At 55.8% G+C, this 24976-nt stretch carries 34 protein-coding genes; 23 read left to right on the top strand and 11 right to left on the bottom strand.

Translation table 11 applies throughout. From position 1 onward, the window contains the following. Positions 1 to 10: 10 nt before the first annotated feature. From DV532_RS27325 to DV532_RS27315, 3 genes are all read right to left on the bottom strand, one after another. Positions 11 to 1291: a hypothetical protein gene (locus DV532_RS27325; RefSeq protein ID WP_056798993.1), complete on the bottom strand. Its 1281-nt coding sequence runs from the start codon at positions 1289 to 1291 to the stop codon at positions 11 to 13. A gap of 37 nt (positions 1292 to 1328) precedes the next feature. After that, on the bottom strand, positions 1329 to 1757 hold the full coding sequence (locus tag DV532_RS27320; RefSeq protein WP_056798996.1) for a hypothetical protein: 429 nt from the start codon (positions 1755 to 1757) through the stop codon (positions 1329 to 1331). A gap of 90 nt (positions 1758 to 1847) precedes the next feature. Further along, positions 1848 to 2231: a hypothetical protein gene (locus tag DV532_RS27315; protein ID WP_056799000.1), complete on the bottom strand. Its 384-nt coding sequence runs from the start codon at positions 2229 to 2231 to the stop codon at positions 1848 to 1850. Positions 2232 to 2551: 320 nt separating this feature from the next. Here DV532_RS27315 and DV532_RS27310 point away from each other — a divergent pair, with 320 nt between their 5' ends. Genes DV532_RS27310 through DV532_RS27300 form a run of 3 tightly spaced genes read left to right on the top strand, consistent with a single transcriptional unit; the run spans position 2552 to position 3737 of the window. Further along, a complete protein-coding gene (locus DV532_RS27310) occupies positions 2552 to 2950 on the top strand; it encodes a hypothetical protein (protein ID WP_056799004.1) in 399 nt (132 codons plus the stop codon). Positions 2951 to 2952: 2 nt separating this feature from the next. Beyond that, positions 2953 to 3342 carry a hypothetical protein gene (locus tag DV532_RS27305; RefSeq protein ID WP_056799007.1) on the top strand — a complete coding sequence of 130 codons (390 nt, stop codon included), beginning with the start codon at positions 2953 to 2955 and terminating at the stop codon, positions 3340 to 3342. Between the two features lie 14 nt (positions 3343 to 3356). After that, entirely contained in the window at positions 3357 to 3737 is a 381-nt protein-coding gene (locus DV532_RS27300; RefSeq protein ID WP_056799010.1) for a hypothetical protein, read from the top strand. An 82-nt stretch (positions 3738 to 3819) separates the two neighbouring features. Here DV532_RS27300 and DV532_RS27295 read toward each other — a convergent pair whose 3' ends face one another. Beyond that, complete coding sequence (locus DV532_RS27295) at positions 3820 to 4263, bottom strand: hypothetical protein (RefSeq protein WP_056799012.1); 444 nt, start codon at positions 4261 to 4263, stop codon at positions 3820 to 3822. Positions 4264 to 4412: 149 nt separating this feature from the next. On the opposite strand from DV532_RS27295, the gene DV532_RS27290 reads away from it, so the two are divergent. The 7 genes from DV532_RS27290 (at position 4413) to DV532_RS27260 (ending at position 10584) form a co-directional block, all read left to right on the top strand. Beyond that, positions 4413 to 5729: a type II toxin-antitoxin system HipA family toxin gene (locus tag DV532_RS27290; RefSeq protein ID WP_056799014.1), complete on the top strand. Its 1317-nt coding sequence runs from the start codon at positions 4413 to 4415 to the stop codon at positions 5727 to 5729. Beyond that, positions 5726 to 6121 carry a helix-turn-helix domain-containing protein gene (locus DV532_RS27285; protein ID WP_082476816.1) on the top strand — a complete coding sequence of 132 codons (396 nt, stop codon included), beginning with the start codon at positions 5726 to 5728 and terminating at the stop codon, positions 6119 to 6121. Before DV532_RS27290 ends, DV532_RS27285 begins: the two co-directional genes overlap by 4 nt. Continuing rightward, positions 6118 to 7680: a hypothetical protein gene (locus tag DV532_RS27280; RefSeq protein ID WP_156675934.1), complete on the top strand. Its 1563-nt coding sequence runs from the start codon at positions 6118 to 6120 to the stop codon at positions 7678 to 7680. Before DV532_RS27285 ends, DV532_RS27280 begins: the two co-directional genes overlap by 4 nt. A 5-nt stretch (positions 7681 to 7685) precedes the next feature. Further along, a complete protein-coding gene (locus tag DV532_RS27275) occupies positions 7686 to 8768 on the top strand; it encodes a hypothetical protein (protein ID WP_120715457.1) in 1083 nt (360 codons plus the stop codon). Continuing rightward, positions 8765 to 8998 carry a hypothetical protein gene (locus DV532_RS27270; protein ID WP_120715456.1) on the top strand — a complete coding sequence of 78 codons (234 nt, stop codon included), beginning with the start codon at positions 8765 to 8767 and terminating at the stop codon, positions 8996 to 8998. The genes DV532_RS27275 and DV532_RS27270 overlap by 4 nt, the downstream gene beginning before the upstream one ends. Beyond that, positions 8988 to 9506, top strand: a complete 519-nt coding sequence (locus tag DV532_RS27265) for a hypothetical protein (RefSeq protein WP_056799025.1) — start codon at positions 8988 to 8990, stop codon at positions 9504 to 9506. Before DV532_RS27270 ends, DV532_RS27265 begins: the two co-directional genes overlap by 11 nt. Before the next feature lie 406 nt (positions 9507 to 9912). After that, positions 9913 to 10584 (top strand): HD domain-containing protein, encoded by a 672-nt coding sequence (locus DV532_RS27260; RefSeq protein WP_056799029.1) that lies wholly within the window; start codon positions 9913 to 9915, stop codon positions 10582 to 10584. Between the two features lie 81 nt (positions 10585 to 10665). On the opposite strand, the gene DV532_RS27255 is transcribed toward DV532_RS27260, so the two are convergent. After that, complete coding sequence (locus DV532_RS27255; RefSeq protein ID WP_156675935.1) at positions 10666 to 11046, bottom strand: hypothetical protein; 381 nt, start codon at positions 11044 to 11046, stop codon at positions 10666 to 10668. A 349-nt stretch (positions 11047 to 11395) separates the two neighbouring features. Between DV532_RS27255 and DV532_RS27250 the strand changes: the two genes are divergently transcribed. From DV532_RS27250 to DV532_RS27240, 3 genes are all read left to right on the top strand, one after another. After that, positions 11396 to 12388, top strand: a complete 993-nt coding sequence (locus DV532_RS27250; protein WP_056799035.1) for a hypothetical protein — start codon at positions 11396 to 11398, stop codon at positions 12386 to 12388. 128 nt (positions 12389 to 12516) lie between these two features. After that, entirely contained in the window at positions 12517 to 13962 is a 1446-nt protein-coding gene (locus DV532_RS27245) for a hypothetical protein (RefSeq protein ID WP_156675936.1), read from the top strand. A 342-nt stretch (positions 13963 to 14304) separates the two neighbouring features. Next, positions 14305 to 14718 (top strand): hypothetical protein, encoded by a 414-nt coding sequence (locus DV532_RS27240; RefSeq protein WP_056799040.1) that lies wholly within the window; start codon positions 14305 to 14307, stop codon positions 14716 to 14718. A gap of 409 nt (positions 14719 to 15127) precedes the next feature. Here the strand turns inward: DV532_RS27240 and DV532_RS27235 are convergent, their stop codons facing one another. After that, positions 15128 to 15532: a hypothetical protein gene (locus tag DV532_RS27235; protein WP_056799043.1), complete on the bottom strand. Its 405-nt coding sequence runs from the start codon at positions 15530 to 15532 to the stop codon at positions 15128 to 15130. A gap of 206 nt (positions 15533 to 15738) precedes the next feature. Between DV532_RS27235 and DV532_RS27230 the strand changes: the two genes are divergently transcribed. The 5 genes from DV532_RS27230 to DV532_RS27210 all read left to right on the top strand — a co-directional run bounded on the left by DV532_RS27230 (position 15739) and on the right by DV532_RS27210 (position 18474). Further along, positions 15739 to 16137, top strand: a complete 399-nt coding sequence (locus DV532_RS27230; RefSeq protein ID WP_156675937.1) for a hypothetical protein — start codon at positions 15739 to 15741, stop codon at positions 16135 to 16137. A 3-nt stretch (positions 16138 to 16140) separates the two neighbouring features. Continuing rightward, positions 16141 to 16449 (top strand): hypothetical protein, encoded by a 309-nt coding sequence (locus tag DV532_RS27225; protein ID WP_056799046.1) that lies wholly within the window; start codon positions 16141 to 16143, stop codon positions 16447 to 16449. 105 nt (positions 16450 to 16554) lie between these two features. After that, on the top strand, positions 16555 to 17883 hold the full coding sequence (locus DV532_RS27220) for a hypothetical protein (RefSeq protein ID WP_056799048.1): 1329 nt from the start codon (positions 16555 to 16557) through the stop codon (positions 17881 to 17883). Positions 17884 to 17896: 13 nt separating this feature from the next. Next, a complete protein-coding gene (locus DV532_RS27215) occupies positions 17897 to 18109 on the top strand; it encodes a hypothetical protein (protein ID WP_056799051.1) in 213 nt (70 codons plus the stop codon). A 68-nt stretch (positions 18110 to 18177) separates the two neighbouring features. Further along, positions 18178 to 18474: a hypothetical protein gene (locus DV532_RS27210; protein ID WP_056799054.1), complete on the top strand. Its 297-nt coding sequence runs from the start codon at positions 18178 to 18180 to the stop codon at positions 18472 to 18474. A gap of 14 nt (positions 18475 to 18488) precedes the next feature. On the opposite strand, the gene DV532_RS27205 is transcribed toward DV532_RS27210, so the two are convergent. The 3 genes from DV532_RS27205 to DV532_RS27200 are packed head-to-tail and all read right to left on the bottom strand — an operon-like array spanning position 18489 to position 19205. Continuing rightward, on the bottom strand, positions 18489 to 18764 hold the full coding sequence (locus DV532_RS27205; RefSeq protein WP_120715454.1) for a hypothetical protein: 276 nt from the start codon (positions 18762 to 18764) through the stop codon (positions 18489 to 18491). Continuing rightward, positions 18761 to 18889, bottom strand: coding sequence for a hypothetical protein (locus DV532_RS31025; RefSeq protein ID WP_256659174.1), 129 nt, complete (start codon positions 18887 to 18889; stop codon positions 18761 to 18763). The genes DV532_RS27205 and DV532_RS31025 overlap by 4 nt, the downstream gene beginning before the upstream one ends. After that, entirely contained in the window at positions 18867 to 19205 is a 339-nt protein-coding gene (locus DV532_RS27200; RefSeq protein WP_056799061.1) for a hypothetical protein, read from the bottom strand. Before DV532_RS27200 ends, DV532_RS31025 begins: the two co-directional genes overlap by 23 nt. Positions 19206 to 19367: 162 nt before the next feature. Between DV532_RS27200 and DV532_RS27195 the strand changes: the two genes are divergently transcribed. The 3 genes from DV532_RS27195 (at position 19368) to DV532_RS27185 (ending at position 21387) form a co-directional block, all read left to right on the top strand. Then, positions 19368 to 20150 carry an A24 family peptidase gene (locus DV532_RS27195; protein ID WP_236707514.1) on the top strand — a complete coding sequence of 261 codons (783 nt, stop codon included), beginning with the start codon at positions 19368 to 19370 and terminating at the stop codon, positions 20148 to 20150. Positions 20151 to 20159: 9 nt separating this feature from the next. Next, entirely contained in the window at positions 20160 to 20354 is a 195-nt protein-coding gene (locus tag DV532_RS27190; protein WP_056799067.1) for a hypothetical protein, read from the top strand. 262 nt (positions 20355 to 20616) lie between these two features. Beyond that, positions 20617 to 21387, top strand: coding sequence for a hypothetical protein (locus DV532_RS27185; RefSeq protein WP_056799069.1), 771 nt, complete (start codon positions 20617 to 20619; stop codon positions 21385 to 21387). An 84-nt stretch (positions 21388 to 21471) separates the two neighbouring features. On the opposite strand, the gene DV532_RS27180 is transcribed toward DV532_RS27185, so the two are convergent. Further along, complete coding sequence (locus tag DV532_RS27180; RefSeq protein ID WP_056799073.1) at positions 21472 to 21879, bottom strand: hypothetical protein; 408 nt, start codon at positions 21877 to 21879, stop codon at positions 21472 to 21474. A 126-nt stretch (positions 21880 to 22005) separates the two neighbouring features. Beyond that, positions 22006 to 23487 carry a hypothetical protein gene (locus DV532_RS27175; RefSeq protein ID WP_156675939.1) on the bottom strand — a complete coding sequence of 494 codons (1482 nt, stop codon included), beginning with the start codon at positions 23485 to 23487 and terminating at the stop codon, positions 22006 to 22008. A gap of 568 nt (positions 23488 to 24055) precedes the next feature. Between DV532_RS27175 and DV532_RS27170 the strand changes: the two genes are divergently transcribed. Continuing rightward, complete coding sequence (locus tag DV532_RS27170; protein WP_056799079.1) at positions 24056 to 24385, top strand: hypothetical protein; 330 nt, start codon at positions 24056 to 24058, stop codon at positions 24383 to 24385. 21 nt (positions 24386 to 24406) lie between these two features. Next, a complete protein-coding gene (locus DV532_RS27165; RefSeq protein ID WP_056799082.1) occupies positions 24407 to 24856 on the top strand; it encodes a hypothetical protein in 450 nt (149 codons plus the stop codon). Positions 24857 to 24976 lie beyond the last annotated feature (120 nt).

Raw genomic sequence — 24976 nt, 5'->3', positions numbered from 1 at the left:
AAGCCATTACTCACTGCGCCAGACGCCATAAAATTCTTGGAATCGCTTTGCAGAGCAGGCCATGGCGACTGCTAGAATAGACGCTGACCAACTCGTACCGCGACCGGGTCTCAACGATCTCCAGCGCCCAGTCCTCGTAGCGACTGTAGGTCTCCGCGACTTTCACAAAAGGGTACATCCCCATCAGTTCTGCCAAGTAACGCTCATAGGCCCCCAGCACATGGACATCGAGCAGGTGCTGGCGCTGCCTGACAATCCGGTAGGCTTCGATAGTTCCACGACCGTAGGGCGCCCAGTTAAAGTCACCTGGATCACACCCAAGCAGCACATCGCCTGAAGTTAGCCGTAGATCGACGCATAGTGCCAGGCTCAAGGGGCCATCGGCCTGAGATGGATCCTGCTGATCCGATCGAGCTTGCCAGGCAATCCATCCGTCGCTGTGGATTTGGGTCGCGTATGCTCCCCCAAGATCATCGGGAAATTGAAGCGCATAATGATCATGCCGCCCATCCATTGGATGGGGACTCTCTTTCGGCAACTGACCGCTGTAATAGGCGTATCGACCGGGGGCGACCCCTTCAAGCTTGGGAAAAAGCGCCACTGCAGGCGTATGTTTCAATGCCGCGTGGGTGGCATCGTCAGCCCAGAGCACACGCGATGAACGCTGGAGGCCGACCTCGACCAGTGCGCTCGCTCCCCCTGGCGCCCACAGTTTGCTGCGCAATGGCACCTCGCAGGAACCGCGTTCATTGGCCAAGCACAGGCTCAGGATGCCGATGATGCAGTCGCGAGGCGCATAGCGCATCAGGAGCGAGTGCTCTGCCCCTTTGATAGACGCTTTTTCAATCATGGTCTGCCCGAGCAGATGGGCGCCGTCCCACAGTTCCAGGTCGAAACGGAGTGACACACAGCCCCGAGGCTCATGAATTGTGGCGATCCACTTGCGCGCTTGATTGCAGCGGATCTGGTAACAGTGGGATGTTCCTGCTTCGGTCGCAAGCCCCCTGATCAGTACGGCATGAAAGCGGTCGCTCAGGGTTTCCACGAACTCATTATTTCGATAATCAGCCGCGAGCAAGCCATCGACCCAATGGGTAATGCTGCTCTGCAGCGCGGGAGCAAATCCATGGAAGAAGTCCAGCGCCCGCTGGAGTTCCAGTGCACAGAAGCCTGCTACCAGCAGGGTATCCGGGCTGAGGGTCTGATGGCGAAACAACTCGGATTGCTGCTGCAACACCTGGCCTTGACTGATCCAGCGCAGGATCTGTTCGGTCGGCTGGTTATCGAACATCACCACGTCTCCAAGAAGCCGGCCAGGCAGTGCCCGATCACGAGGCTTGCTTGTAGTTGGCCAGGTGATTTTCGAGGGTCATGGTACGAACAATTTCGCCATGCTGGCTCATCAAGGTTTGCGAGAAGCCCGCCAGGGAGTGGGCAACAGCGGCACGGTCGTGATCGGACGCTTCGACCGCAAGGTCAATTGCTGCCAGCCCTGCAGAGGTGCCGATTTCCGATTGTGCAATCATCGCCCGGTCGGCAGCCGTGGTGTACGCCTGTTCGAACTCGCTTTTGGCCACACGCAGACCGTGGGAAAGGCCGGTGACATGCCCAACCAGGAAGCCCAGGTACATGCCATGGGTCATGGGGTCAGCGTAATCGCCTTCGGTGTTTCTGGTCATATCCAGGTTCAGCGCTGCGGGCGCCTGCTGTTCAAACAACCGGCGAGAGGTACCATCCAGGAGAATCGACTTGGTCATGACAGGCTCCGACAAAGAGGCCCACGGCAGAAGGTGTGGGGCAAGTGCGATGGAGTATCGTGGCTGCTTGCCATTCTGTCAATATCCTATTTAAGCGTCGTTGGATGCCCCTGCGTATTGGTCTTGTCGCTCGGCTTCAAGCTGCGCTTGAATATCACCAATCGTAAACGTCTTGTTTCGCAAATAGCGGCCCAGCGTGCAGTGATGCAGCGCACGCTCAAGCACTGCCTTGCCAAATCGGTGCTCGATCTCTTTGGCAACGCTTTTACCAATCAGTACAGGCGCCACGGCCAACACCACCACGCCGATCAGTGCAGCCAAATACAGCCACCCCGGACTGTCAATCGCCGGCAGTCCTGGCACGATGAACCCAGCAAAGCAGATGACCTTGGTTTTGTGATCAAACCTGAAGGCAAGACGCCTCAGCTTGAGCCAGTGGATTAGCTGGATAACTTTTTCAGCAGGTACGGCCATACGATAACCACCATTAGGCTGCTCCAGCACCTGGCCAATGGTCGGGTGCTTTTACTCCTGACCCAGAAGATCCGCATCATCGCGAACCCTGCGCCAAGCCAGAATGCAGCAAAGAATGTGACGTAAAGTAAATAAGGACTCATGAGAACGGTGTGATTACAAACGGTGTGTACAATATAGGCATATTTCAAAGGATGCACAAGGGCACCCCGATCTTGCACAGCTGGCGCATCAATCCATGACACACCAGCACTGTTTAATGATATATTGGACTCAACCTTTCAGTCCTGAAGCTGCCGATCCCCGGCATTGAGACCGTCATGTCCACTTCATCTCATCCGTTTGGCTTGAAACGCCGGCTCGGCATTGCAGAAACCGCACTGGACGGCATCGTCATTGGTATCGGTACGCTGGTGGTGCTGGTCATCTTTGGTTTTGAAGTCCAAAAGGCTGTCGAGCGCACGTATCGCCTTGAAGCCTTGTACGATCAGCTGCAGGAAAAGTCACCGCTGCACAAAGCGTTCATCGACAAGTACCGTCTTTGCACGCCTGATCGTAAAGGCGCAGGCCCCGCCACCAACTGTCTCGGCGAAACGGTGCAGGAGATGCTGTTATTGAAGCCAACCCACGCTCAATTGTTCCAGGTTGAGCAGGATGTGCGCCATGGCGAGCAAACCATCTACGCGCAGATTCCTTCCACGTTTTTAAATGGTAAATGAGCATGAATGCGCGCAAAGTCGTTGTGGCTGCATTGTGGCTGGCAGGCGCCGCGATCGCGGCGACGGCGGTCTTTTCATATGGGATCTCCGCCTGGGCAAATCGCCAGGCCAATTCCCCGGAAGCGGCTTACCACGATATGTACGCTGTGCTCGGCACCAAGAGCCAGGATCACCGCAACCTGGTCAGCTTTTATGCGTCATGCGTTGCCAGGGGAACTGTGGGGGTCATTGGCAGAGGTATCCCGATTGCCAGGGACGTGGTCGCACGTAACTGCATGGACAAAACCGAGGCCTGGGCGCAAAAGCTTGAGTTGGAGGTACCCTTCTCAACCATTCGCAACGACATCGGCTCCGGCGAAGCTCAGGTCTACCTGCGTACACGCCAGCAGTAAGCAGGGGTAGCTTCATGTCTAACCAGAAACCATCCGTTGCTACCCGCGTAGCCGTCAGCACCTCGGGCATGATGGCCCGGTGGGCCTTGAAGTGCGTTTATGCAGGCATGTTCTGCTGTGTCGGTGCCATGGCCATACTTCTCGTAGAGCGCGCTCAGACCCATGCGGCCTACACCAAGATGTACCAGGAGCTGGCGCTGAAGGGCCCCAATTACCGTGACGTGCTCGCCTACTATCGGCATTGCCAGTCTGGACAGACTGTACGCGAACCTCAGCGCGACTGCATGGGCGCGACTGAGCAGTGGGCGAAGCAATTGCCCCTGAGCGTGCCTTTTGCGGCCATTGCGCAAGACATACGTGAGGGTGAGGCCTCAGTCTCCATGCAGCCCCACTAACAGCTTTCAGGCAGTTTAGGAACAAGGCTTCGGCACGCACTGCAGCCAAGGCTTGTTGCCCCAACCTTGGGCTGAATGCGGGTTACTCCGCTGACTCAGCGCCCAGCTGCGCCCATTTGCCCCTGAGGCTCATCAACATCACCGCAACCCCTGGTGCAGCCGGGTGGCGGGTCTGCAGTGCCTGGTACGCATCAATCCGTTGCTTCAACAGATCGCGCAACTGGGTGGATTTGACAAGCCCCCTAAATACATCCCGTTGCGCGGCACTGCCCGTGTCCACCATCATCTTGTGGGCTGTCTGTTGCGTGTAGCTGCAATGCGGACAAACCCCGCCCTCTTCCGTAGCAATCAATACCCCGAGATCCCCGCCCTCCTCACCATGGTAGCCATCACCTCGGTTCGCGCAGGTATAGGGATGGCCTAAGAAGCCGCCTGATGTGTGAGTCTGAAAGGTGTTCAGGGCCTGCACGGCCTGGCTTGGAAAAGGTGCAGTCAACAGGTTGGTATCTTGAACGGATGAGGTCATGGAAACGTTCCTTTCGATGAAATGGTCACTCATATTCGGCACTAAAATACTGATTATTTTTTAGACCGCGCAAAAAGCAGAACTATATTGCCGCTTGTTTCGGTTTAGCATACCATAAGCAGTATTAAAGTTCCGGTATCGACATCGCCATGACTGATCAGCTCACGATTCAAACCTTTGTCCAAGGCCAGTGGCGTGATGCGCTGTTACTGACCATCGAGAACCCGCAAAAGGTGATAGTGGGGGCATGCTCCACCGCCTATGACGGTGGCTACCTGGTGGACTTCATCGACCAGCTGGAAACACGGCTGGAGCCTGCAGTGAGTGTCAACCTGCCGCTGGCCTGGGATGCCCATCGGGATACCGGCTACCCGGCATTTGTGTATGACATCATTCCTGCCGGGGCGGCGTATCGCTCGTTGGTCAAGCGCTTCGGCGGGGAGAATACTGAAGGGTTGGATATGCTGTTCTACCTCTTCAAGCGCTGCACCCCCTCTCCAATTGGCCACCTGCGCGTAAAGGAGTCTGTCGAACACCTCAAGGCCGGGGCCCTTGAAGCATTTGATCAGCACGAGGTCGTTGAGAGAACCAATGAATTCCTGGAGTACGCCTACGAAGCCGGGGCCGCCCTGGGTGGGGCTACTGGTGCTCAAGGCGAGGCGCCCAAGCTGTTAATGGTTGAAGATGCGCAAGGCAAGCTCTACGCAGATGCGATGCTTCCTGACGACCAGGCGCAGCACCACTGGCTGATCAAGTTTGCCCGCAACAAGGTGACCGAGACCGACAAGGCGATTCTCAGGGCTGAGTACCAATATTACAAGGCCATCGCCCAGCTGGGGTTGGACACGGTGCCGGTGGCCAGGATGCAATTGTGCGAGGCTGAAAAGCCCAGCCTGTGGATGCCTCGGTTTGACCGCCGCGTGGTGAATGGCCGCGTTGAGCGTATTGCCATGGAGTCCATCTATTCGGTCTGCAACGTCAAGGAGCAAGGTCAGCGCATGGATCACGAGGCGGTGTTATATGCATTGGCCAAGCTCTGGCGCCAGAATGGGCAGGGTGACGAAATCGAGGGGCTCGTGTTCGAATACGTTCGGCGCGACCTGCTGAACAAAATACTGGGCAATTCGGATAACCACGGTCGCAACAGCGCTATTTTCCGAACGGAGGGGCGTTTTCAGCTTGCTCCGATCTACGACCTGGCGCCGATGGTGCTGGACGCAGAGGGGGTCACTCGCGCCACCAAGTGGGATGCCGAACGCAAAGGCAATCCCGACTGGGGGCAAATTTGCGTAGATCTTCGGGAGCTTGTGGCGCCCGATCGGCTCATGACACACCTGAAAACAAGCGCCGAAACATTCCGCGCTCTGCCTGGGCTCTTGAGCGAGCTGCCCGAGGAGGTCAAGGCATCGCGGAACATCCCCCTCAATGACTTGGACAAACGACTGACAGAATGGGGGCTGCGATGAACCACCTCCGTCCCGAACAGCGCCAAATGCTGATCGAAGATATCCTCAAGGAAAATGTCCTGGGTAGGCAGACGCTGGGCACCTCCATTCGCCGGTTGCGGATCGAGGTCACGGGGTTCGATCAGACCACTTTCGCCAAAATGTGCCAGATGTCGACGAAGGCGCTGTACCAGCTGGAAAACGACAAGGCCAATCCCACCATCAATACCCTCAATAGCATCCTGAACAAGTTTGGGATGCGAATGACGCTTGGCGCCATCGTGCGTGATGAGGTCATACTAAGCAAAAGTGACCAGCTGGCGCTCAACACCTCCATGCGTGGCACCAACCCAATTGCGGCCAAGAACCGCTCCCTGCGTAAGAAAGCGCGGGCGAATAACAATGTAACGTGAAGGTCGTCCTGCATACTTGGAGAATGGTCAAAATGAGGAGCCTGTTTTCGCAAGACCTGCTGAATGGGCTGTCCACCCAGGAGCAGGTGCGGGCACAAGACATCTGCAGCGCGATCAACCAATTCATTGATGACCAGGGTGCCAGCCTTAGCGCGTATCCAGACTTGGCCAGCTTCGTGCGTGGAAACTTGTTCGAGCCCTATGTGCAAGCACACCTGGCAAACCCCCGGCGTATCCCTTTCTTCCAGATGGCCATTGAAGGGGCGTTCATCAAAGACATCAATTTTATTCATGCTTACTGTGCTTCAGGCGGAAATCTTTCAGCGTTTGCCAACTCCGAGCTGGATACCGTGGACGTGGTGGATGTCATTGGCAGGGCCATTTACCATGGCATCCACGCAGTCACCGCATGGTTTGTCCATGATACGCCGCTGGAAGCGCGCTTCAAGGCCATCAGCTTGCTGGTCTATGCCCTGCCTCGATCAATCCAAACCTTGGAGCAGGACATGTATCAGTACGGTGGGGTCTGCTCGCCTCGACCGGATCTGCTCTGGATTGCCCATGATTCACTTCATCACGCTCTTTACGGCGAGCTGCTTCCACCTGACATCAATCCCAGTCAGCTGACGGCGGCTGAACGACACCAGCTGGTGGTGCTGGGCAGCCATGATGACGTCCTGTTCGAACAGGCGCTGGTCAAACTGCACCAGGTGATTGCGTTCAAGTGGGATGATGCCGAAGTGCGCCGTGATCATACGCAGCATGTGATTGCGTTGAGTATCTACGACCCGGTTTTCCTGATGATCAATCAAGGGTTGCCGGCCAACGCCATTGCCAGCCTCGTGCGTGCACGGGCGCCCCTGGTGCTCAGGCGCCATGTGCGTACAGAACAGATGGAGGCCACGGTCAACCAAGTGTTGTATAACGCGTTGTCGATCAGCCCTGACCACCTGCGAGAAGTTTTTGGTGAAGGCAGCAGCTGGGTGCCTGAGGCTGATGCTCATCCGATCTTTGCCAAGGGGCCCGTTCTGGCATTTGCCGGCCATAACGCTGTGGAGATACAGGCGTCCCTTGAGTATTTCACCGCACACTATGGCTCTGTCGTGAAGCGCCAGCTAGCGCAGCGTGTGCACCACGATGCGCCGTTGGTCGAGGCATTGATCCACGCCGGGCATGGGCATTTGCAGGCCCTGGATGAGGTGCTGGAAACTCAATCATTGTCGACGCAATCTTCTATCAAGGCAATCAAGGCAATCGGTGCCCACCCAGGCGCCTGGAGCCACTATCAGCCAACCAGTGTGATCAACCTGTTCGAGCCGATCCTGCAACTGCAGGGGCGCAACCTCATGGGCGCCCCGTATGCCCCGCTATTCCAGGGTGCGATGGCCGCCCATCACCACTTCAAGACCAGCGTGATAGAGGCCTTAGCCAATCAGGTGGATATCTCCTTGGTCGACCTCAGGTTTTTGGGGCTGGTGACTTCAGATATCCCAGGTCTGACTGACCGTCTGCGGGCCAGCGATTTAGAATCCATCCTTCAATCAGAGTTGGGGCTATAACACCGATGTTCAACTTCATCAAGCCAAAGCCCGTGGACTACCTCGGCAGCCTGATCGCCGGAGAAGATCCGGTGGCTTGGGCGTTTCGTGCCCTGACACAGCCCAAACGCAAAGCTGATCTCCAACACCTGGTTGATCTACTCGGCTACCAGGAAGCTGCAGAAATCATCCAGGAAGTGCTCGCCGATGAGGGTCGTCAGAAGGCCATTCGCCGGGACTATCGCGAGAATGACCTGGAGTACCACTTTCTGCCCGAAACCCTGCGGGCGCTCCTGGCCTTTCGGTTTTTCTGCGGTGGGCTGGCCGAGGCGGCGCACAGCCTGGTCGATTCCATTGCAACCACGGCCCCGCTGGAAGACAGGCCACTGATTGAAATCTACTTCATGATGGAAAACCACCGCACCAGTGGCGCTATGCTGGCGCGGGTGGCCAAAGATCCAGATCTGTTGCTGCAGATGGAAGAGACGTTGAAAACCATGAGGCAGGCGGTGCAACAGGCCCCTAGACCCGCCAAGTCGGAGGCGGAGCAGTATGGCGAAATCGCTAAACGCATTGGCTACTTTGCGCCCTCCCCGAACTTTCAGTCAGGCGTGGAGCTGATGGAAATCATTGCCCGCTCCCCCCTTGCCATCCCGTCGTTAAGGGATGCTGCGCTGGTCATTTATGTCCTCGACCCAAGTAGGGCCCTGAAGAACAACCTGGCGGTGTTGAAAGCACTGAACGAAAACCCCGATCCGTCGATTGTCTATGGGCATATTCCACACGTGCCTGCAAACACTTATCTAAAGCTGATCGAGCAGTTCACGGTGTACAGCGACGAAAGCGAAAATAATACGCTGCTCAAGGGGATTCGAGATTTTGCCAGCCGCTACCTGGATCAGTATCCAGAGTCTTACCCTGCCTTAAAGACCCCTGCCAGCTTGGACAAAATCGCCGCCACGGCTGAGCGCGTGGTGGGCATGTACTTTTCGCCGCTTCAATTCAATATGATGATTGAACTGACCCGCGCCCTAACCCCTGATCTGAAACCGATGGCGCAGCCGCAGGAAAAGCCCCTGCCACGACTGATGGCCCTGTCCCCCCTATGACCCTGGACTACACCAACCGATCGGACGGTACCAATCTGCGGGAGGCTTTGAAGGCGTATGCCGCCACGATTGTCGCCTATTACCAACTGCAGCCCCGAAAGCTTGCCGCCAGGGTCAATGATCCAGATTCTGCCATGCTGGTCGGCGCACTGATTGATGACGACCTAGTGAAAAACGCGGGCAAAGACACTCTGCTGACGTGGAAGCTGGAGGCGGATCTTGGTCTTTGACTCCAAAAGCGCTCCGTGCATTACCCGCCTTCCGCTACGGGTGGCGCAGCGGGGCAATGGTGATTGCGGCATCGCCGCCCTGGCGGGTGTCGCGGGCACTGGCTACGAGCAGGCTCAGGCGATTTTTGATCGACTTGGCTATGGTGGGCCCAGGCCTAACCGCTCGGGGTATGGCACGAACTTCAAGGAGCTGCGGGCGGCCCTGACCATAGCAGGACTGGGCACTCGTTTGTGCAAATGGCGGGACTGGGATTGCCTGCCGGCGCTGGCCATCTTGAAAGTGGGAGGTTGTGGTGAACATGTCAGCCCGCGTGATTGGCACTGGGTGATCGCGGCCCGACACCCCCAGCTGGGTCTCGCAGTGATTGATGGCAACTGGCCTGGCGAGTGTGTGCAGCACCCTGCCGATGGGCGAGCCAGCACACTACACATGCTCTACCAGCCACATGGCAGCTATATAGAGATCACCCAGGGATCGCCATTTCTGGAGGCCCTAGCGGATCAATAAGGTAAAGGTTCCGGTGCCTTACAGCGATCGGTGTATACTCTTACCACCCCCCCCAATTCAGGAGCACTGCCCATGAACTCTGAAAAACAGTCTGCGCCGTCTACCCCTGCGAATCCTGCTTGCCTAACGCACAAGGGGGGTCAATCCAAAACCTCGGCAGGGGCGCAAGCGATGATTGATTATTTGGCCCAAAAAGCGGCGCAAGACCCTCAGTCGCCTGTCCGATAGGCGATATCCAATGCAAAAGGCCCCTTCAGGGGCTTTTTTGTGCGTCGGCGGCGGATGATTGCTAACAACGGCAGTTAACCTGGGTCTCCCAATTTTCAGGTTTATTGGTTAGCGGGGTTTTCACAGACCCAATTCCAATGGTGTAATGCAAAAACACCCACCTGCCGGAAACTGCCTGATGAATACCACTGATTTTGTAAAGCTGCGCTCAACCATTCGCGCTAGCCTGACGGATATGGCGAAAGAAGATCCCCAGTACAATCGCGTCTTGGAACTCATGGAGCTGGCCGCCCACTACCACAGCGGCACGCGTAAGGATGGGGTAACTCCTGAGTTTTACCATCAGCTCAGCATTCTCGGTGTCGCCATCACCCAGCACCTCAACCTCACCTCGCCGGCATCGGTCTACCTGGCGATCCTGGCGCACGACCTGGTCGAGGATTTTCCCGAAAGCAAAGCGGTTCTGCAGGCGCAATTCCCAGAGGTGGTCACCTACAGCGTCAGGCTGTCCAAATACCGTGATGGGGTGGAAATTTCCAAAAAACAGTATTTCCAGGAAATGGCGCACTGCCCTGTCGCCTCGGTAGCGAAATTGATCGACAGGCTCCACAACCTGTCCACCATGACAGGCGTGTTTTCCAATGAAAAAATGCTCGCCTACGCTAAAGAAGTGGATGATTATTTCCTGCCGATGGCCAAGACTGCCCGCAAGCTGTTCCCTGAGCAGAAGTCCTTTTACGAACTGGCAAAATCCATGTTGATTGACCAGGTTCGCATGGTGAACTTCTTCGTCCCGCAATTGATGGCCCGCACCAAAAAGCTGGTTGATGAGCCATCGCCGGGCATCTGAGGATGTCAGTCCGGTCTAAAAAACGGCATTATAATGCTGGTTTTCAGCGAAGCGCAAAAGAATCATGCACTATAATGCCGATTAGCTGACGTTATGCAGGCCAATGAACTGGATTTGCCGCGATCGCCAGGCCAACCAGTCCTCCTTAGTAAACCCCAGTGCAGCCAATCCCCCGGATCCGTTGGCGCATCCCATACAGCCGCAGAGCCCCCCCGAACACCACCGCGAACGGTAGAACTCGTTCATGAAGCTAATCACGTAATCGAATTGCCAGGCCCGATCACCTTCGAGCATTTCAATTGAAGACTCACCGGCCACGCCAGGGCCCATCATGCCTGGGTACTGATCAAGCAAGGCCTTCATGGACTGCGCATCCGACTGACTGAAGAAGCGGCGGTTACCCTGCTGGGAAATCACTTCGAAAATGGGTAGTGGTGAAGGATGTTGCACAGAATCTGACATACGACAGGCCTGCATGAGGTCAATAGGTAGGCAAGCAGTCTAGCCGCTCCGTCGAAATATATCAATATTTTGATAAACCACAAATCAGGCAATACTTTTATATTACCTATATAACTTTATTGCCATTTTGCAAAACGCTTTTGTTTTATTAGTGTTTGGACAGTGTTATTGAACAAACTGCGTTGCAGGGCTATATTCCACTAACAACAATAAAAACTATTAAATAGCTCTGATCGTCAGTATTCACGGTTTTGCATAAAGTCAACCGATGCCTGGATTATCACATATTCCATCATCTTGACGTGCAGGGTGAATCTGGCCAGCAGGCTTTGGCAAGGCAGACTCACTCATGCTATCCCTCAAACGCAACGACCTGGAATTTACCACTGTGGACGGACTGGCCTGCAGCCTCAACGTTTACGAACCAGTGCCTCACGGGCCAGACGCAGGCCTCGTGCGGCTGCTGATTGAAGCGCCGGGTGATGAATATCAGGCGATGGTTGAACAGGCCCAGTACTCGCAGAAGTTTCTCGGCAAATTTGTCACCCATTTCCGGTTTTGCCCAGACTGGCGCAGCCATTTTAAAGTGCCACACGAAAAGATAACACAACGCGAGGTGGTGTTGACTACTGGCCTTGTCCTGATGATCGATGCCCGGATTGCCAGCTATGTGCAAGCCCTGTGTGATCAAGGCTACATTGTTCTCGAAGCTCGTCAGGGATCTGACCACCCCTTGGGCGCCCCAGCCTTCATCAAGTTTGCGGACACCATACCTGCCGACCTTGAGACGGTTTGGAATGCCCTCGGCTGGTACAACCTGGATAACTCGGTTATTCCAACCCTCTCCAGAGGCTGGGCGCATGAATTCAACCACATGTTCCTGCTGATCCTGGATGACTGGGCTGCCAATGACCTTGACCTGACTGCACGACGCTATCAGCTCGACCGGGTGCCAATCCCCTACATCCCTGAATGGCCCAAGCTGCCAAGGGCGGCGCTGCTGGAGCAGGAGCGCTTGGTGCGCAAGGAAGTTGCCCGCCTGAACAGGCTCGATGCCCGCGCAACCTTCGAAGACCTGGTGGGTCTTGCGAGCGGGCGGGACACTCATACGCTAAAACCCCTTGCTGAGCTGCAGAGGGTATTGGCCGACGATCCCGTGCTGCCTTTTCTGGAACGAGGGATCAAAGAGCCTGCTGCTTTAGCCAGGGGCCTGCGCTGGCACCTGCGAGGACTTGCTCCAGACCTCATTTTACGCAAAATTGAAGTGGAAGAAGCACTCAATCGCAGGGATGACTTGCGCCGCCAGCAGATGATGCGTGATCGCCTGGCCAAGATGGAATGATCGATCCTCAATGCCCGCCCTGCCCCTCGAACTGAAACGGCGGCGTGTAGGGAAGCAATGGCGCTTGCAATATACGCTTAACACGATATAGTGCGGAACAGTCATTAAGCCACCCGGAGTCCGCCTTCATGTTCCAAGCCAGCGATCAGGTCGCTCCTGAGCAAAGAATCGTGATACTCGATGAGTATTGGCGGCTATGGGGTGATAATCAACGCCTTGAACGAGCCGTGCTGAGCCTGTCGGGCGTACCCAATGCACGCTACCTGGTGCGGGGTGAGCAGGTGTTCGTGTTTAAGCGGCTGCTCCAGCAGGTGCAAGAACAGGCCATTGATCCGGCGACTGCACCGGAGGCGGTCATAGCGCTGGTGGCCACCTCCTGGGTCGACCCCGCCATCGCTGTCATCGATTACCAGGTTGTGCCAGTCGGGTACGCCATCGAGCGCATTGAGGGCGGATTCTGCTTGCAGCACGATGCACTGGAAGCCCGCGTTCCAGCGCTGTTTTTAACCCATCGCGAGGCGCAACGTGCTTTGGCCGATATCCTGATCGGTCGGTCGATCGCCAGCACGGGCGACTTTCAGTACGAAGGTCAATGGCTGCAATTCAACACGCCACTGACCTTGGATTTGCCTGCAAAGCCGGCGTTTACTGTCAATGCATCCCGGCAGAAATGCCCCAGTGATTTGAGCTCGGCTCGATTTGAACCTGGCTTGAGCGCTTTCAATCAGGAGTTGTACAGCGCGGTAGCTACCCTTACCCGTGATTGGGAGGCAGAGCGTGATGCCCTCCTGAATCTCCCTGACTCAGACCTGCCTGCTATCTGGGCCTTGCTAGCAACCCGCGAGCTGCCGAAACCCGACTTCACGACCGACCTTCAAGCGCCAGAGAGCGCGGAAGAAAATGCCGAAGCGCTAAAGCTGGTCGCCATGTACCCCGAACTGTCACATCTGACCAAACAGCAGGTCTACGATCACTTTTACAGCTTCATGAGCGATCGCCTGCACCACCTGGATGTCGAGGCGGTGCGTGACGAAGAATTCGCGTTGTACCTGCTGGGTACGCAAGTGCATCCTGAGCAATACACGGATCTGTCCGTCGCTCGCGGCGCCTATGCCTGGCACGCTCTCCAGCGAGCTGACAGTTGGGAGCGAGCATGTGAATTTGCCATGGACTGTGAAGCTTATGACGAAGCGCTGTCGGCGCTGCGTGGTCGCGTAAGCAGCGCAATGCGCGTACTGCACAGCAGACGTACTCGCCAGGAAGAGCTGGCACTGCTCCAGCCACCCATTTCAGGGGTCACTGCCATTGGCTCGCCCCTGGACGTTCTTGACCGCCTGCTGCGTGTGGGCCGCAAGTACCAACTCAGCACTTGCGTATCTGCCCAGTCATGGCCCGAAACACCTGGTGCAGCAGCTGAAGAAATGTCTAATTCCACTGGCCCTGACCTATCCCCTGGTATCGGCGCTGACAACCTTCGTCTGGACGTCGGTTCGCACACCTACGACTTTGTCCCGCTGGCATCAGGCACCCAGGTTGTTCAATATGGGCTCGATAACGGGCAGGATGACACCTGAAGGCTCGATCCATGCCGTGTGATCAACACGCCCCCCCAGATTCAGTCGCTGGCGCCAGCGCTCAATGAACGACCAGCAGTAGACAACAACCCAATATCTAAGTAAAGTGATCATCAAGGTGCCCTACGAGCAAACCAAGGCGCCTTTAAAAAAAACCAGCTTTTCATAAAACCTTCGGCCAGTATCAGACAACTCCCGACACCGAGCTGCCGAGAGCCTGCCGCAGCGTTGATGAGAATGCAAGACCAGGCCACCCCGAGGCCTTGGAAAACGCTCAGACGCCTGTGGCCGAGCCGTTGGCATAATCCCGAAAAGACCTCAAATGTTCTACCGGAGCTAACCATGTTGATTGTCGAACCGGGTCGTTTTTCCCTGATGGACGATGACGAGTTGGTGGATGGTGTCTACATCACCATTCAGCGAGCACGCATGCAGCACGCATTAGCCAACCTGCACCTCGTTCCGGCTAAAGAGACCGTAGCGCTGGCCGCCGAGCACATTGCTGCCGAAACAGGGATCATCCTCAGTGCTGAGCAACTTGTGCAGATACTGTCCCTGTACCCCGTCGAACGCGCCAAATTGGCTGAATATGGCTGGGGGGATACCGAGGTGTCCGATTTGCTGATGACGGTGCTGGCTGATTTTATAGCAGGTACGCGCTGGCCAGAGTTACGCGACCAGATCAACATTGATCGGTTTGTTGGAAAACTCCGTTGCGCTGCCCGTGGCATGGGCTTCAGCCTTCGAAGCGCATAACCCATCCTGCTAGGCCGCCTAGCTGGCGGGAATGCTCCAGGAGCTTGTGCTTGCCCCTTTGTCTAAACCGTCTGCTGGGCGTGGATGCCACCGAGGAGATCGTCGGCGTGGTGTTCAGATTCTAAGCCACCTGAAAGGTGGTAAGGCAATTGCCATGGGCTGGCACATCCGCCTCGCACTTCTAAGCCGCCTGCTGGCGGGGAGATGCGTCGCGGGTGGAGGCCTGCTCCAAGTTCATTTCTAAGCCGCCGATAAGGCGGTGATGGATATAAATGACCTCGAACAGCCTGACCTTCCCCGCCCCTAAAGCAGGGATAACCAGTCCGTTGTAGGCGGTTACAGTGGATAGTGCGCCTCAAAGGGGTATTAAAGAACGTCATGCAACGAGTCGTGGAGCAAGCCTGAGCCCTCACGCACGCATGGCAAAGGTCAAGCCACTGACGCAGCCGGCCAGTGCGTCTTGAACAACCTGGTTGAGGCTTTTGTTGTGGCGCAATGCATGGGCTTCCAACCGCCGTAGCAACTCCCGATCCACATCAACATCCACATCAACCCCCTGATCTTCAATGCCCGCGTACAGGTCGGATTGGGCGTGGCGCACGACCCTGCGGTCGTCATCATTCAGCAGGTGCCACAGGGTCTTGGTCATGTCGATGGCCCTGGACAGCCCCACGTAGAACTCTGTTTTCTGAGCTTCGCGATCCTGAAGCAGGGACTCCATGCGGGCAAGGTCATCAGTGCGGGCGGCGCCTACTGGAAATTTCTTGAGGATGGCAACCACGGTCGCCAGTGCCTGATTGAGGTCAACTTTCACAACAAAATCCTGGTGTATGGCCGCGCTGGGCCTCTTGTTATGAAGGAATTGTCCCCGAAAAAACGAGCAACCTCAAGTATTGCGCATATTGACCTGCAACCCACAATCCAAGCAGCTGTTTGCAAGCAAACAAAGCAATCGACTGCCCCCTTCCATTTTCCTCCCGAGAGGATCATTATCTGAGGCTCACTCAGCGGAACCCCTCCATGAAGCGACAGCACAAACGCCCTTGCCGAGAATGCCCCTGGAAAGTGCAGAGCGCTCGCGGCTGGCTGGGTGGCTCCACACCCCTTGAGTTTCTGCAGACCTCGGAAGCTGAGCAACGCATGCCGTGCCATATGCACGTGGACTACGAACGTACCGACTGGGAAGCGCAGGCGGCCCAGGCACCACAGTGCGCAGGAAGGGCTATTCACTTTGCCAACCGCTGCAAGGTACCCCGCGACCCCGCCTTGCTCAGGCTGCCCGCCGACCGCGACGGGGTCATCACCCAGGCGCAGGACTTCATTGATCATCACACGCTCGGCGATGAACCTGCGCCGAAAATCATGATCATGCATCAGCTCGTGACCGTGCTGAAAGATGCTGAGGTTGAACAGGAGTAGGCCATGCTTACCATCGCTGAAGCCCAGGCCGTCGAAGTGCTCTTTGGTCGGTACCAGAAACTGATCGCCAGTCACATGGCCGAGCTCCAGGACTTGCCGGAAAAATGTCGCGGCGAGCACCTCTCTCGACTGTGTGCGGAAGCCATGCAAAATGCGCATCGCTACCCTTTCGACAAGTTGTCGCGCTGGATGGGTTTTGTCCAGGGTGTGCTGGCGGTCAAAGGCCTGGTCGATGTGGATGAGGAGCGGGAGTTCTCTCGACCCTATCTGCATGCCTTGCACCAGGGGCCCATCCCAACTTTTTCCGGCTAGCACCCAGGGCCGTGGCCCAGAGCGATGCTAAAAGCAATTACCGTTGGCATTGGGTCGCCAGCAAGGGCTAGGATGAAACTATATCCCGACCGAACACTGCCCCTCATGACCGCCAGAACATTTCATTGCTCTCCACAAGCCCGTGAGCTGGGCGAAGCATGCGCCAGTATCAACGAGGTGGTCAGCCAATACCGCCAAGCCTTTCAGCTTCGCAAGAATCATGACAAGAATCACCTTTTGCAGGGCCAGGCCTTTGCCGATCGGTGCCTCGCTGCAGTGCTTGAGGCGGCCAACCTGTTTGGAGATGAACAGAGCATCTGCAGTGTGATGGCCGACCTCAACACGGCATTCCCTGGGGCCGGGAGTGGCTACCTAGCGGCATTGGGTCTCAGTTGTGGCCTGGATCATGTCCAGCAACCCCGGATCCTGGAAAGGGTGACCGAAGTAGCTCGATCCATGGGCAGTTCGCTCATCGCGAGCCAGGCCCGTGAAGGCTACCATTCGAAGTACTGCGCCAGCCGGCAATTTCCAACTGAGGCGACGTGGAGCGATCAGACCCTCGGATATCTGCTGCTCAATGGCCCCGAATGCCTGCTGTACAACAGCAAGCTCAATCACCAGCAGAACTTTGTCGGCATGCTGGACTTCTATTCCTTGATCAGCGCTGACGCCGACAACCACCAGGAATTCAGCAAAGCGGTTGCAACGTTTGAGGCGTTATTGAAAAACGGCAATTTCCCGGTCGTCGATGCGCACTGCCGCGCCCTGCGCCAGTTGGTGATGGGCAGTGTCTTGACCAGCATCGTGGAGTGCAATGAGATCGCGCAGAATCTGGGCGGCAACCTGGAAAATCGATCGGTCAGTGTGGGCGCGTTTAACCAGGATTTACTCACCTTGAGCCTGAATCCAGACTATCTAGCCGTTGCCGTTGGCCCCGACATATTGCAAGGCTATCGAGAAAGCCATGGGTTTGCTGGCGATGATTTGCCCCCTTTCGAAGTATTCACCCACCGCGATCAAAAAGACCCGAAAGTCCTCAAGGGACTGTCCGACAAACTCGCGGCGCTGGCCGATTTTCTGGGCAAACACATTCCCCAGCAGGGGGATCTGTTCTTGGGCGCCATGATTCTGGACATCCCGGTTGGCGAAGCGCTTCGTCTCAAGCAAGCGCACGGCAGCGATGAAATGTGGCTACACCGCAAACTGATGGGACTGGTCGATAAGCGAATCGACTACAAGGACATGGACAAGGCCATGGTGTACCTCAAAGCCTTGCTGATGGCGGCCACGACTGAGCAACTGCTACAGGTGTGCAATCATCACGATGCGGCGCGGGTATTCGCTTACCAGGTCACTGGCAACTACGCTATACTCAACAACATGGAAAATGAGCATTTACTCGCCAATATCCTCCAGAGCGATATTGGTCTCTAGGAGCACGAAGATTGTGAAAACCACCAAAACCCCATTTCTGAACGCCCTGGCCCAGAATATCCGCGCCGAATATGACCATGTCGATCGCCAGCGTAAAACCCTGCCGCCGTTGTCGGACGCGCCCATCAAGGCGTTGTTGCAATCGTTCAAACGCGGGGCGACTGAAGCACCAAGGCTGTTCTTTGCGCCGCTGACAGGGGTTGTGAAGACGCTGAGCAAAGCCTGAGGGCTGGCGGCGGACAGGTCGCTGCACAGAGCGTACGACGCCGCCCCATTCTGAAATACGGAGCCCTTGTGTCGATTTCCAGCGAGCGCCAGCAAGCCATCATCGAGGTTGAAAAATCCAGGGTGTTTTCTCTCCCCATTAGCATGCGGGAAAAAATCGGCGCGCTCGCCATCTTTTGCGGGATTCAATATGTCGAGACGAATCTCGATCGGTTGGCGACTGTGATCACCCGGCTGTCGGGAGACGAGGTTGAGCTGGATGAAACTGAGCGCCTGGTCATTTCGCTGAAAAGAGCCGGGGTTTTAAACAAGCACGAAGCACTCGCGCTGATTGGCCGGCATATAGTCGAAAAGCGGACACCCTGATCCGCTTTCACTCTTCAGAATACATCGCGACCGAGCTGATAAGCCACTTCCTGCCGACCCAATGGCACGCTGTCCATGCGCTTCACGTACAGGTGTTTTTCACCGCCATCCAGGAACGAGATGCGCACCATTAAGCAATTCATGGCTCGGATCACATCCCTTTTCGCCTGCGGGATGACGTGCAAACCCAGGACGATGATCCAGAAGAACAGTGAGGCCAGAGTGAGCCAGCTTTGGCTCACCCAGGCCATCAAGCTCAAGATGCCGAAGCCAAGAATTCCCCAGGTCACACAGTTTTCAGCAACTTGTTGGCCTCAACCAGTTTGAGTGCACTGGCATCCACATCCAGAAACCGCTCCAGCTGGGTCGTGGCAGGTGCCAGCAGGCAGCCCCTAGCGACTTGGGATGTGCGCATCGTCGAACACCTCTTTGATTCTGCTGCGGTAGCCGTTGAGGTCTGCCAGCTGAACGGTATTCGCGATGCACGTGGACTCCGGCTCTCCGTCATCCCGCACGCAAAACAGGTAGGCTTTCAAAATCCGATCGTGGTATTCGGACTTCGAGCGCAGCTCTTCAATTTTGGCATAGCGCTCATGCTGCTGGTGGCGCTGGACGGCGTCTTGCGCCCACTGCCCCACCAGAAAGCCCAGGATGAGGATGACCAGCAAGATTCGGGTGCGCCGCTCCCGCCAAAACACAGTAAAGCCCGACGCGGTGGTCTTCTGATTCATGGTCTGAATTCTTCGTGTGGATGCCTTGATGATAGAGCACAGAACGCCATTCGGTCAATTTAAGCATAAAGCGTGCTTGTCCCTTCTCAAGCGAGGCTAAATGCTCTAGCATTTCTGCCACATTCATGGGGTGTGCAGGCCGCTGCCAGCCCGTTGCAGCGTGTGGTGACGACAAGGAGCGCGATGATCAACATTCCAATTCCCCTGCTCTGGGGGCTCGCCGCGCTGGCCGCGTTAACGGCGGGCCGAGGGATCAGTGTGCTGGCTCCGGCCCTGGTGCGCTTCCTGGAAGCGCGTTGGCAGCTCGAAATGGCCGATGAAGCGGGCTGCAAAGTCATGAGCCGCAGGTTGCCCGGCGCTCTGCCTGCGCTGTGGGCGCAACGCCGGCAAGCACGCTTGCTCATCCCCTTGCTGGATCAACGCCGCCATCACCTGGCTTGGGAAATCACGGCACTGGCAGCTTCTCTGGTAGCCCTGGCGCACGGCGGGATGACCCTGGAAGGCTGGGTGGCCGTGGGAGTGACCTGGGCCCTGCTGGCCCTGATCCACACTGACCTGAGTGATTTTCTGCTGCTCGACTGCATGGTGTACCCATTGCTATGGGCAGGGCTTCTCTGGCGCGCTTCAGGGCATGGTGACGCCATTGAGGGTATCTACGGCGCCTTCTTCGCTTACGCGGCATTATGGGGCGTGGCAGAGGGCTATGGGGCGATGCGCGGCATGAAGATGATGGGCAATGGTGACTTCAAGCTTGCCGCAGCGCTCGGGGCCTGGCTTGGCTGGCAAGCACTGCCGCTGCTGTTCCTGATAGCCTGTGTTCTGGCGCTGTTGCTGGCGCTTTTGCTCACAAAAACCCGTCGATCTTCGCTGGGAAATCCGCTACCCTTTGGGCCTGCGCTGGCTGTGGCAGGGTGGTTTCTGCTCCTGCTTCAATTTACTGCATAGGACGATGACATGACCTTGGCGAAACGCTCCCTCCCGACACCGCCTGCAGGCTACGAGCTCGTCTTTGATGGCAATGTGCGCAAGGGTGATCTGGCCCACAGTGACACCGACGAATGGAATCCACCGGGCAAACATGATTTCACTTGCATCGGCAAACGCGTCCAAAGCTATTACGCCGTTGCACGCCCGATGCAAGATGGGTAGTCAGGTCGATTAATCATGCGGACTTTCCTCCAGTCAACCTATGCATAGCGCGTCCTTATTTGTTGGCCGTGGGTGAGAATGTGGGCGCTCAATGCGGATGAGTTACTGCGCGAGGCCAGGTTGGTAGTTGACTGAGATACTGCTCACCGGTCGCGTATTAGGAATAATTCACAAACGCTTATTGACTTTATTGCGTCCAAACTCTGAAAATCAAGCGTGTATTTGGGCCCAATTTCTATCACACATTCCTCCGGACATTTGCATGAAAACAGTCAAATTTTGCTTCTTGTTTGCCACTATGCTCCTTGCCAGCCCTTTGACGCATGCAAACAACATCATCCGAATGAACGCCCCAGTTCAGGCTGGAAAAGCTGCGCAACCGAGTGGTAACTGGGTGCCCTGGGAAAGTATTGTGAGTGATTGGGTCAATGCCGGAGCTCTGGTCGCCTGTTCGAACTGGAGCCCCCTGGCGGACACAATTGATCAGGGTACTCCCTTCAAACAAACCGCCACAGATTGCCAGCAGCCCCAAGAGCGCACTGTTCAGGCTACAGAAAAAAATGAGAAAACCCTTGTTGTTCGCAATGTTGGTGAGCCCGCAATTGAAACCCGCAATATTGCAGCCACGTCAACGCGAGACAGCGTAGGTACGAAGGCTTACACCAATGCTCAATATGTGGTCACAATCGCACAGGTCGACACCCAGTGGGGTTACATGCCCAACGGGAACGCCGGGAAGCTCATCAGCAGCACTGATCCTGCGCATGTACTTAACTATGCCTCTCTCGGCTATGGTGGGCGGGTACTCATAGGCTTCGAGGATCGCAACCAGAATTCGGCTGCGCTATTCTCATCAATCAAGATCGATATGGTCGATGCTGCTGGCAACATTTTCTATTCCATCTCAAGCAGCAATATTGTCAACGACTACCCATACTCGCCCTTCTATGTGGGCTGGAATCATAGCGCCACCGACTACGCCAGTGCCAAACTAGCCAAGCGCTACATCGTTACTGTCGAGTTCAAAAAGTAAAGCTTGGCTACTCATCCCCAGGTGAAACGACGCCTGGGGATTTACGCTTCTGCCATCACAAAGCTCTGACCCTGACCCGCCAATTCAGAAACCTTTCCCAATGTCTCCGGTTTCCGAATGCGCGCCCCCTTTGATTACCTGGGCGGTAATGTCGCCGGACATCGTGCTGACATCGCCAAGAATATTGCCAGCCACATGAACATCACCGCTCATGGTTTTGACCTTCTTCGCCCCGCCCTGCACCCGAACATCACCGGATTGTGTAGAGATGGAATTGGCATCCCCATTTACCACCACGGTGATAGGGCCTACCAACGAACCTTCTTGCCGCACTCCGTCAACCACCACATTGCCGTTGCCGCTGACGGAAACGTTGCGACCATGATAGGTCTTGCCATTGATCGTCACCGAGGAATTGCCGGTGACAATAGTGGTGTCCGCGTGGGACGTCAGGGGCAGCAGCGCCAGCAGCGCTGCAAATAGCTTTTTCATTGATCTTCCTTACCTGGTGATTGAAGTAAATTCGGCCATAGCCTACTTGGATATCTGGGTCACCAATCTAACAGCGCCCCACTCTACCTGACAAGTCATGCGCCAGAACAATTTAGGCCTAATGCGTCACAACCCCAGCTCGTGACTCAGCAGGTCTGCCTGCATGACCTGATCGGCCAGAAACGCCTCCTGCCTTAGCAGTAACCCGGCATCCACATCCATGCTTGCCGCCAATTGTGAGACGCGATTACTGCTCACCCCTGCTGCAGGGAGAGAAGACAAGATCTCGACCACTTCAGGCATCAAGTGGGGTCGCTGCTGCAGGAGTTTCTTGCCTGAATGCATCGAGTAGCCCAGCAGGCTTGAGTGTTCCAGCACTGCTTTTATGTGGTATTCGATCAGGGCTAGGTAGGCATCGTCGGTAAAAGCAGGGCTTTGCCGCTCGATATCCACCCAACGGTAGGCAACCGATTCGGTAAAGAGCTTGCGCTGCTCAATTAGAAGCTGCAAAGCCATCTCATCACCGGGCTTAGTCAGGAACTCCATGCTGCGAACCGCAGCTGTCCTGCTCAGGTGGCTGTCGTATAAGTCGAAGAAGGCCGCGCCAACATAGTCTTCACTGAGACGACTGCGCTCCATAACGCAGTTGATATCGGCAAAAGTGCCCTGCGGGCCCGCCAGGGTTCTCACCAGACTGCTCACCCGAGGATTATTTACCAGAAGCGGGCTTCGGCCCCAGAGCTCATCGCCCGTGGCGGCAAGCTCGGTTGCCAGGCGTGGGTAGGCATCCAAACCATTCACTAGCATTTGCCGAAACAGTTGCCGGCGATCAAACTCCTTGTAGCCGTAGTGCGAAAGCAAGGTCATTGCACCAGGCCTCAACCTTTGGGCAATTTGTGCCACCGTCCACCCTTTCATCTGCAGGGTGACCATTGGGTTGTAGACAATCAGGTCGATAATGCGCTCAAGGCCGTTCGGGGAAAGCAAGGAGGGTGGCTCTACCAGTCCACGCACACCAGTTTCGATATCCCTGATAGCAGGGTCTCGATCGGCACATAGGATTCGGTTCAAGGAATTGGGCTTGATCTCCACTTTATTCCATTGCTTGGGAATTTGGCAGTCACTCGCCTCAGCCAGCGCTCCGAGGGCTTGGCTCGCCAAGATGAGTTGTCCTGCCAACCATGGTTGGTTGTCGGCCAGTGTGTATACTTGGCTGCTGGGATAGCCGCAATAACTGGATATCCTGTCAGCCAGACATGCCACTGCCTTACTGCGCAGGGTCTCGTCCTGGAAATTGATCCGACGCACCAGGCTAGTCAGGCCGCGTTCCATCACCTGCTCGTTCAAGTCAAACAAGCTCGAATCACCGAAGTCCTCCGCCATCACCATCCAGAACACATCGAAATCAGTGGTATCCATGGCATACGCAGCCACAAACTCCAGGTTTTCTGCACTGATCAGGAGCTCAACATCATCGCCCAACGCGGTATTGAGGATGGCCGGCAGAAAATAGCTGTGACCTACGGCGGCGGCAAAACAATCGCAAACACTTGGATCCAATCCTCTGCGCGCAATCTCGGCCTCGCAGGCATCTTTGAGCTTGGCCAAAATGGGCTGTAGGTGCGGTGAAAACGCAGTCTGGGGTACAGATTTGAATAGAGAATGCATTAGCAAGGCTACTCATAGGATCTGACGCCCGACGAGTCAATCTGGGCGGTAGAGGATTCACGATTATTGATAGTATTGCTCAAGCCAAGTCTGGTTGACTACTGGCGGTTGAGGTTAAAAAAGGCAATTCAAGTGCTCTGGCAGCCGTCTTGAACCAAGATCACTGCGAGTGTTTACCAGTCGCATTTGAGGTAGAAGTCCTTATGATGGCTACTATCCATGCAACTTGCTGGCTTTTTGCCCTCAGTTGACATTTGTTATCATGGGAAATAGTCTGGTAGAGATCGAAGCGCCCATGGCAATTACTGCAAATACAGCCTCTTAGGGACGAATGAATGTATGGAATCGAGTTTTTCGAGAACTGCCGAAGGCGGGGCTCGGCTCGCTGGTTGAAGCAGGGCCGCCATATCAACGGAAGAAATCTGTAAGGAGGGGTAACCCTCGGACAAAGGACGAAACGCCAAGAGACCACAGTACCAATGATCTAGTCGCAAAAGGGGTCATCTCCATGACCGTTGAAGCAGCACAAAAAAAACCACATCTACCCAAGGCCCACCCTGCCCGCTTCTTCTTGACTGCCGGTGCAATCGATCGATTGCAAGACGCAACCATCGCCAACATCGCTGAACTGACGGGCCTGCAGCGCTCGAAAATTGCGTTTTACATTGATCAGCTGATCAATGATTATGAGATGCAAATCGACAAGATCGGCGAGAACTACTTCACCTACGCCATTCGCTCCTGGGGCCGATTGTTGAATCCCGAGGGCGTGCGCAGCTACCTGTGTGACTACCTGGACGGCAAGGTGCCCTCCCCGCTGCCCATCCGCAAGGCCTAATCGATCCAACAAGGAGTTACCATGAGCTACGAGATCTATCCTTACACAGCTGCTGAGAAATCCTTGGTTGAAGGCTGCGCCTTGCTGAGCGATCTACTGCTCCCCATTGATGAGCGCGCCATTGAGGATCCGGAAGACCTTTTTGAGCAGATCCGGCATCACTTCGGCGAAGCGCTTTCAGCGCTGGAACACCATGCGATTGAGATCGAGCAAGTGGGCACTGAAAACACAGACGAAGGGGAGTTCCCAGTGCTTCGGGAAAAGGTGCGCGACCCCCAACTCAAGGAAGCTTTCGATACCCTCAAAGGACACCTGAATGGCCTTGAGTCAATTCAGAGTGTCCCAGACCTGCTGACGGGAGACACCGTCTTGTTGGTGATAGAAGGTTACAGGGAGCATTTCGCAGCGCAGCTTGCCAAGGAAAAAACAGCCATTCTGTCAGAGCCCTCTCTGGATCCAGAATGGGCCTGACGGCAATAGTGCTCTCTGTCGTTCTGAGTGGCGAGAGCAAATACTCCCCCCAGGGTTTTCTTCTGCTGTAAGTTTGTTTGATGCGATCAAGGCTGGATGCATCGGACATCGCAATCTTCA

This window comes from Pseudomonas sp. Leaf58 (genome assembly GCF_003627215.1).
GTDB lineage: Bacteria > Pseudomonadota > Gammaproteobacteria > Pseudomonadales > Pseudomonadaceae > Aquipseudomonas.
The sequence above is the reverse complement of the archived record's forward strand: the minus strand, read 5'-3'. Positions and strand labels throughout refer to the sequence as shown.

Bases quoted from the DNA above. Each gene is read 5' to 3' on its own strand.
- DV532_RS27325 (WP_056798993.1), bottom strand. From the start codon at position 1,291: ATGTTCGATAACCAGCCGACCGAACAGATCCTGCGCTGGATCAGTCAA.
- DV532_RS27320 (WP_056798996.1), bottom strand. From the start codon at position 1,757: ATGACCAAGTCGATTCTCCTGGATGGTACCTCTCGCCGGTTGTTTGAA.
- DV532_RS27315 (WP_056799000.1), bottom strand. From the start codon at position 2,231: ATGGCCGTACCTGCTGAAAAAGTTATCCAGCTAATCCACTGGCTCAAG.
- DV532_RS27310 (WP_056799004.1), top strand. From the start codon at position 2,552: ATGTCCACTTCATCTCATCCGTTTGGCTTGAAACGCCGGCTCGGCATT.
- DV532_RS27305 (WP_056799007.1), top strand. From the start codon at position 2,953: ATGAATGCGCGCAAAGTCGTTGTGGCTGCATTGTGGCTGGCAGGCGCC.
- DV532_RS27300 (WP_056799010.1), top strand. From the start codon at position 3,357: ATGTCTAACCAGAAACCATCCGTTGCTACCCGCGTAGCCGTCAGCACC.
- DV532_RS27295 (WP_056799012.1), bottom strand. From the start codon at position 4,263: ATGACCTCATCCGTTCAAGATACCAACCTGTTGACTGCACCTTTTCCA.
- DV532_RS27290 (WP_056799014.1), top strand. From the start codon at position 4,413: ATGACTGATCAGCTCACGATTCAAACCTTTGTCCAAGGCCAGTGGCGT.
- DV532_RS27285 (WP_082476816.1), top strand. From the start codon at position 5,726: ATGAACCACCTCCGTCCCGAACAGCGCCAAATGCTGATCGAAGATATC.
- DV532_RS27275 (WP_120715457.1), top strand. From the start codon at position 7,686: ATGTTCAACTTCATCAAGCCAAAGCCCGTGGACTACCTCGGCAGCCTG.
- DV532_RS27270 (WP_120715456.1), top strand. From the start codon at position 8,765: ATGACCCTGGACTACACCAACCGATCGGACGGTACCAATCTGCGGGAG.
- DV532_RS27260 (WP_056799029.1), top strand. From the start codon at position 9,913: ATGAATACCACTGATTTTGTAAAGCTGCGCTCAACCATTCGCGCTAGC.
- DV532_RS27255 (WP_156675935.1), bottom strand. From the start codon at position 11,046: ATGTCAGATTCTGTGCAACATCCTTCACCACTACCCATTTTCGAAGTG.
- DV532_RS27250 (WP_056799035.1), top strand. From the start codon at position 11,396: ATGCTATCCCTCAAACGCAACGACCTGGAATTTACCACTGTGGACGGA.
- DV532_RS27245 (WP_156675936.1), top strand. From the start codon at position 12,517: ATGTTCCAAGCCAGCGATCAGGTCGCTCCTGAGCAAAGAATCGTGATA.
- DV532_RS27240 (WP_056799040.1), top strand. From the start codon at position 14,305: ATGTTGATTGTCGAACCGGGTCGTTTTTCCCTGATGGACGATGACGAG.
- DV532_RS27230 (WP_156675937.1), top strand. From the start codon at position 15,739: ATGAAGCGACAGCACAAACGCCCTTGCCGAGAATGCCCCTGGAAAGTG.
- DV532_RS27225 (WP_056799046.1), top strand. From the start codon at position 16,141: ATGCTTACCATCGCTGAAGCCCAGGCCGTCGAAGTGCTCTTTGGTCGG.
- DV532_RS27220 (WP_056799048.1), top strand. From the start codon at position 16,555: ATGACCGCCAGAACATTTCATTGCTCTCCACAAGCCCGTGAGCTGGGC.
- DV532_RS31025 (WP_256659174.1), bottom strand. From the start codon at position 18,889: ATGCGCACATCCCAAGTCGCTAGGGGCTGCCTGCTGGCACCTGCCACG.
- DV532_RS27200 (WP_056799061.1), bottom strand. From the start codon at position 19,205: ATGAATCAGAAGACCACCGCGTCGGGCTTTACTGTGTTTTGGCGGGAG.
- DV532_RS27190 (WP_056799067.1), top strand. From the start codon at position 20,160: ATGACCTTGGCGAAACGCTCCCTCCCGACACCGCCTGCAGGCTACGAG.
- DV532_RS27185 (WP_056799069.1), top strand. From the start codon at position 20,617: ATGAAAACAGTCAAATTTTGCTTCTTGTTTGCCACTATGCTCCTTGCC.
- DV532_RS27180 (WP_056799073.1), bottom strand. From the start codon at position 21,879: ATGAAAAAGCTATTTGCAGCGCTGCTGGCGCTGCTGCCCCTGACGTCC.
- DV532_RS27170 (WP_056799079.1), top strand. From the start codon at position 24,056: ATGACCGTTGAAGCAGCACAAAAAAAACCACATCTACCCAAGGCCCAC.
- DV532_RS27165 (WP_056799082.1), top strand. From the start codon at position 24,407: ATGAGCTACGAGATCTATCCTTACACAGCTGCTGAGAAATCCTTGGTT.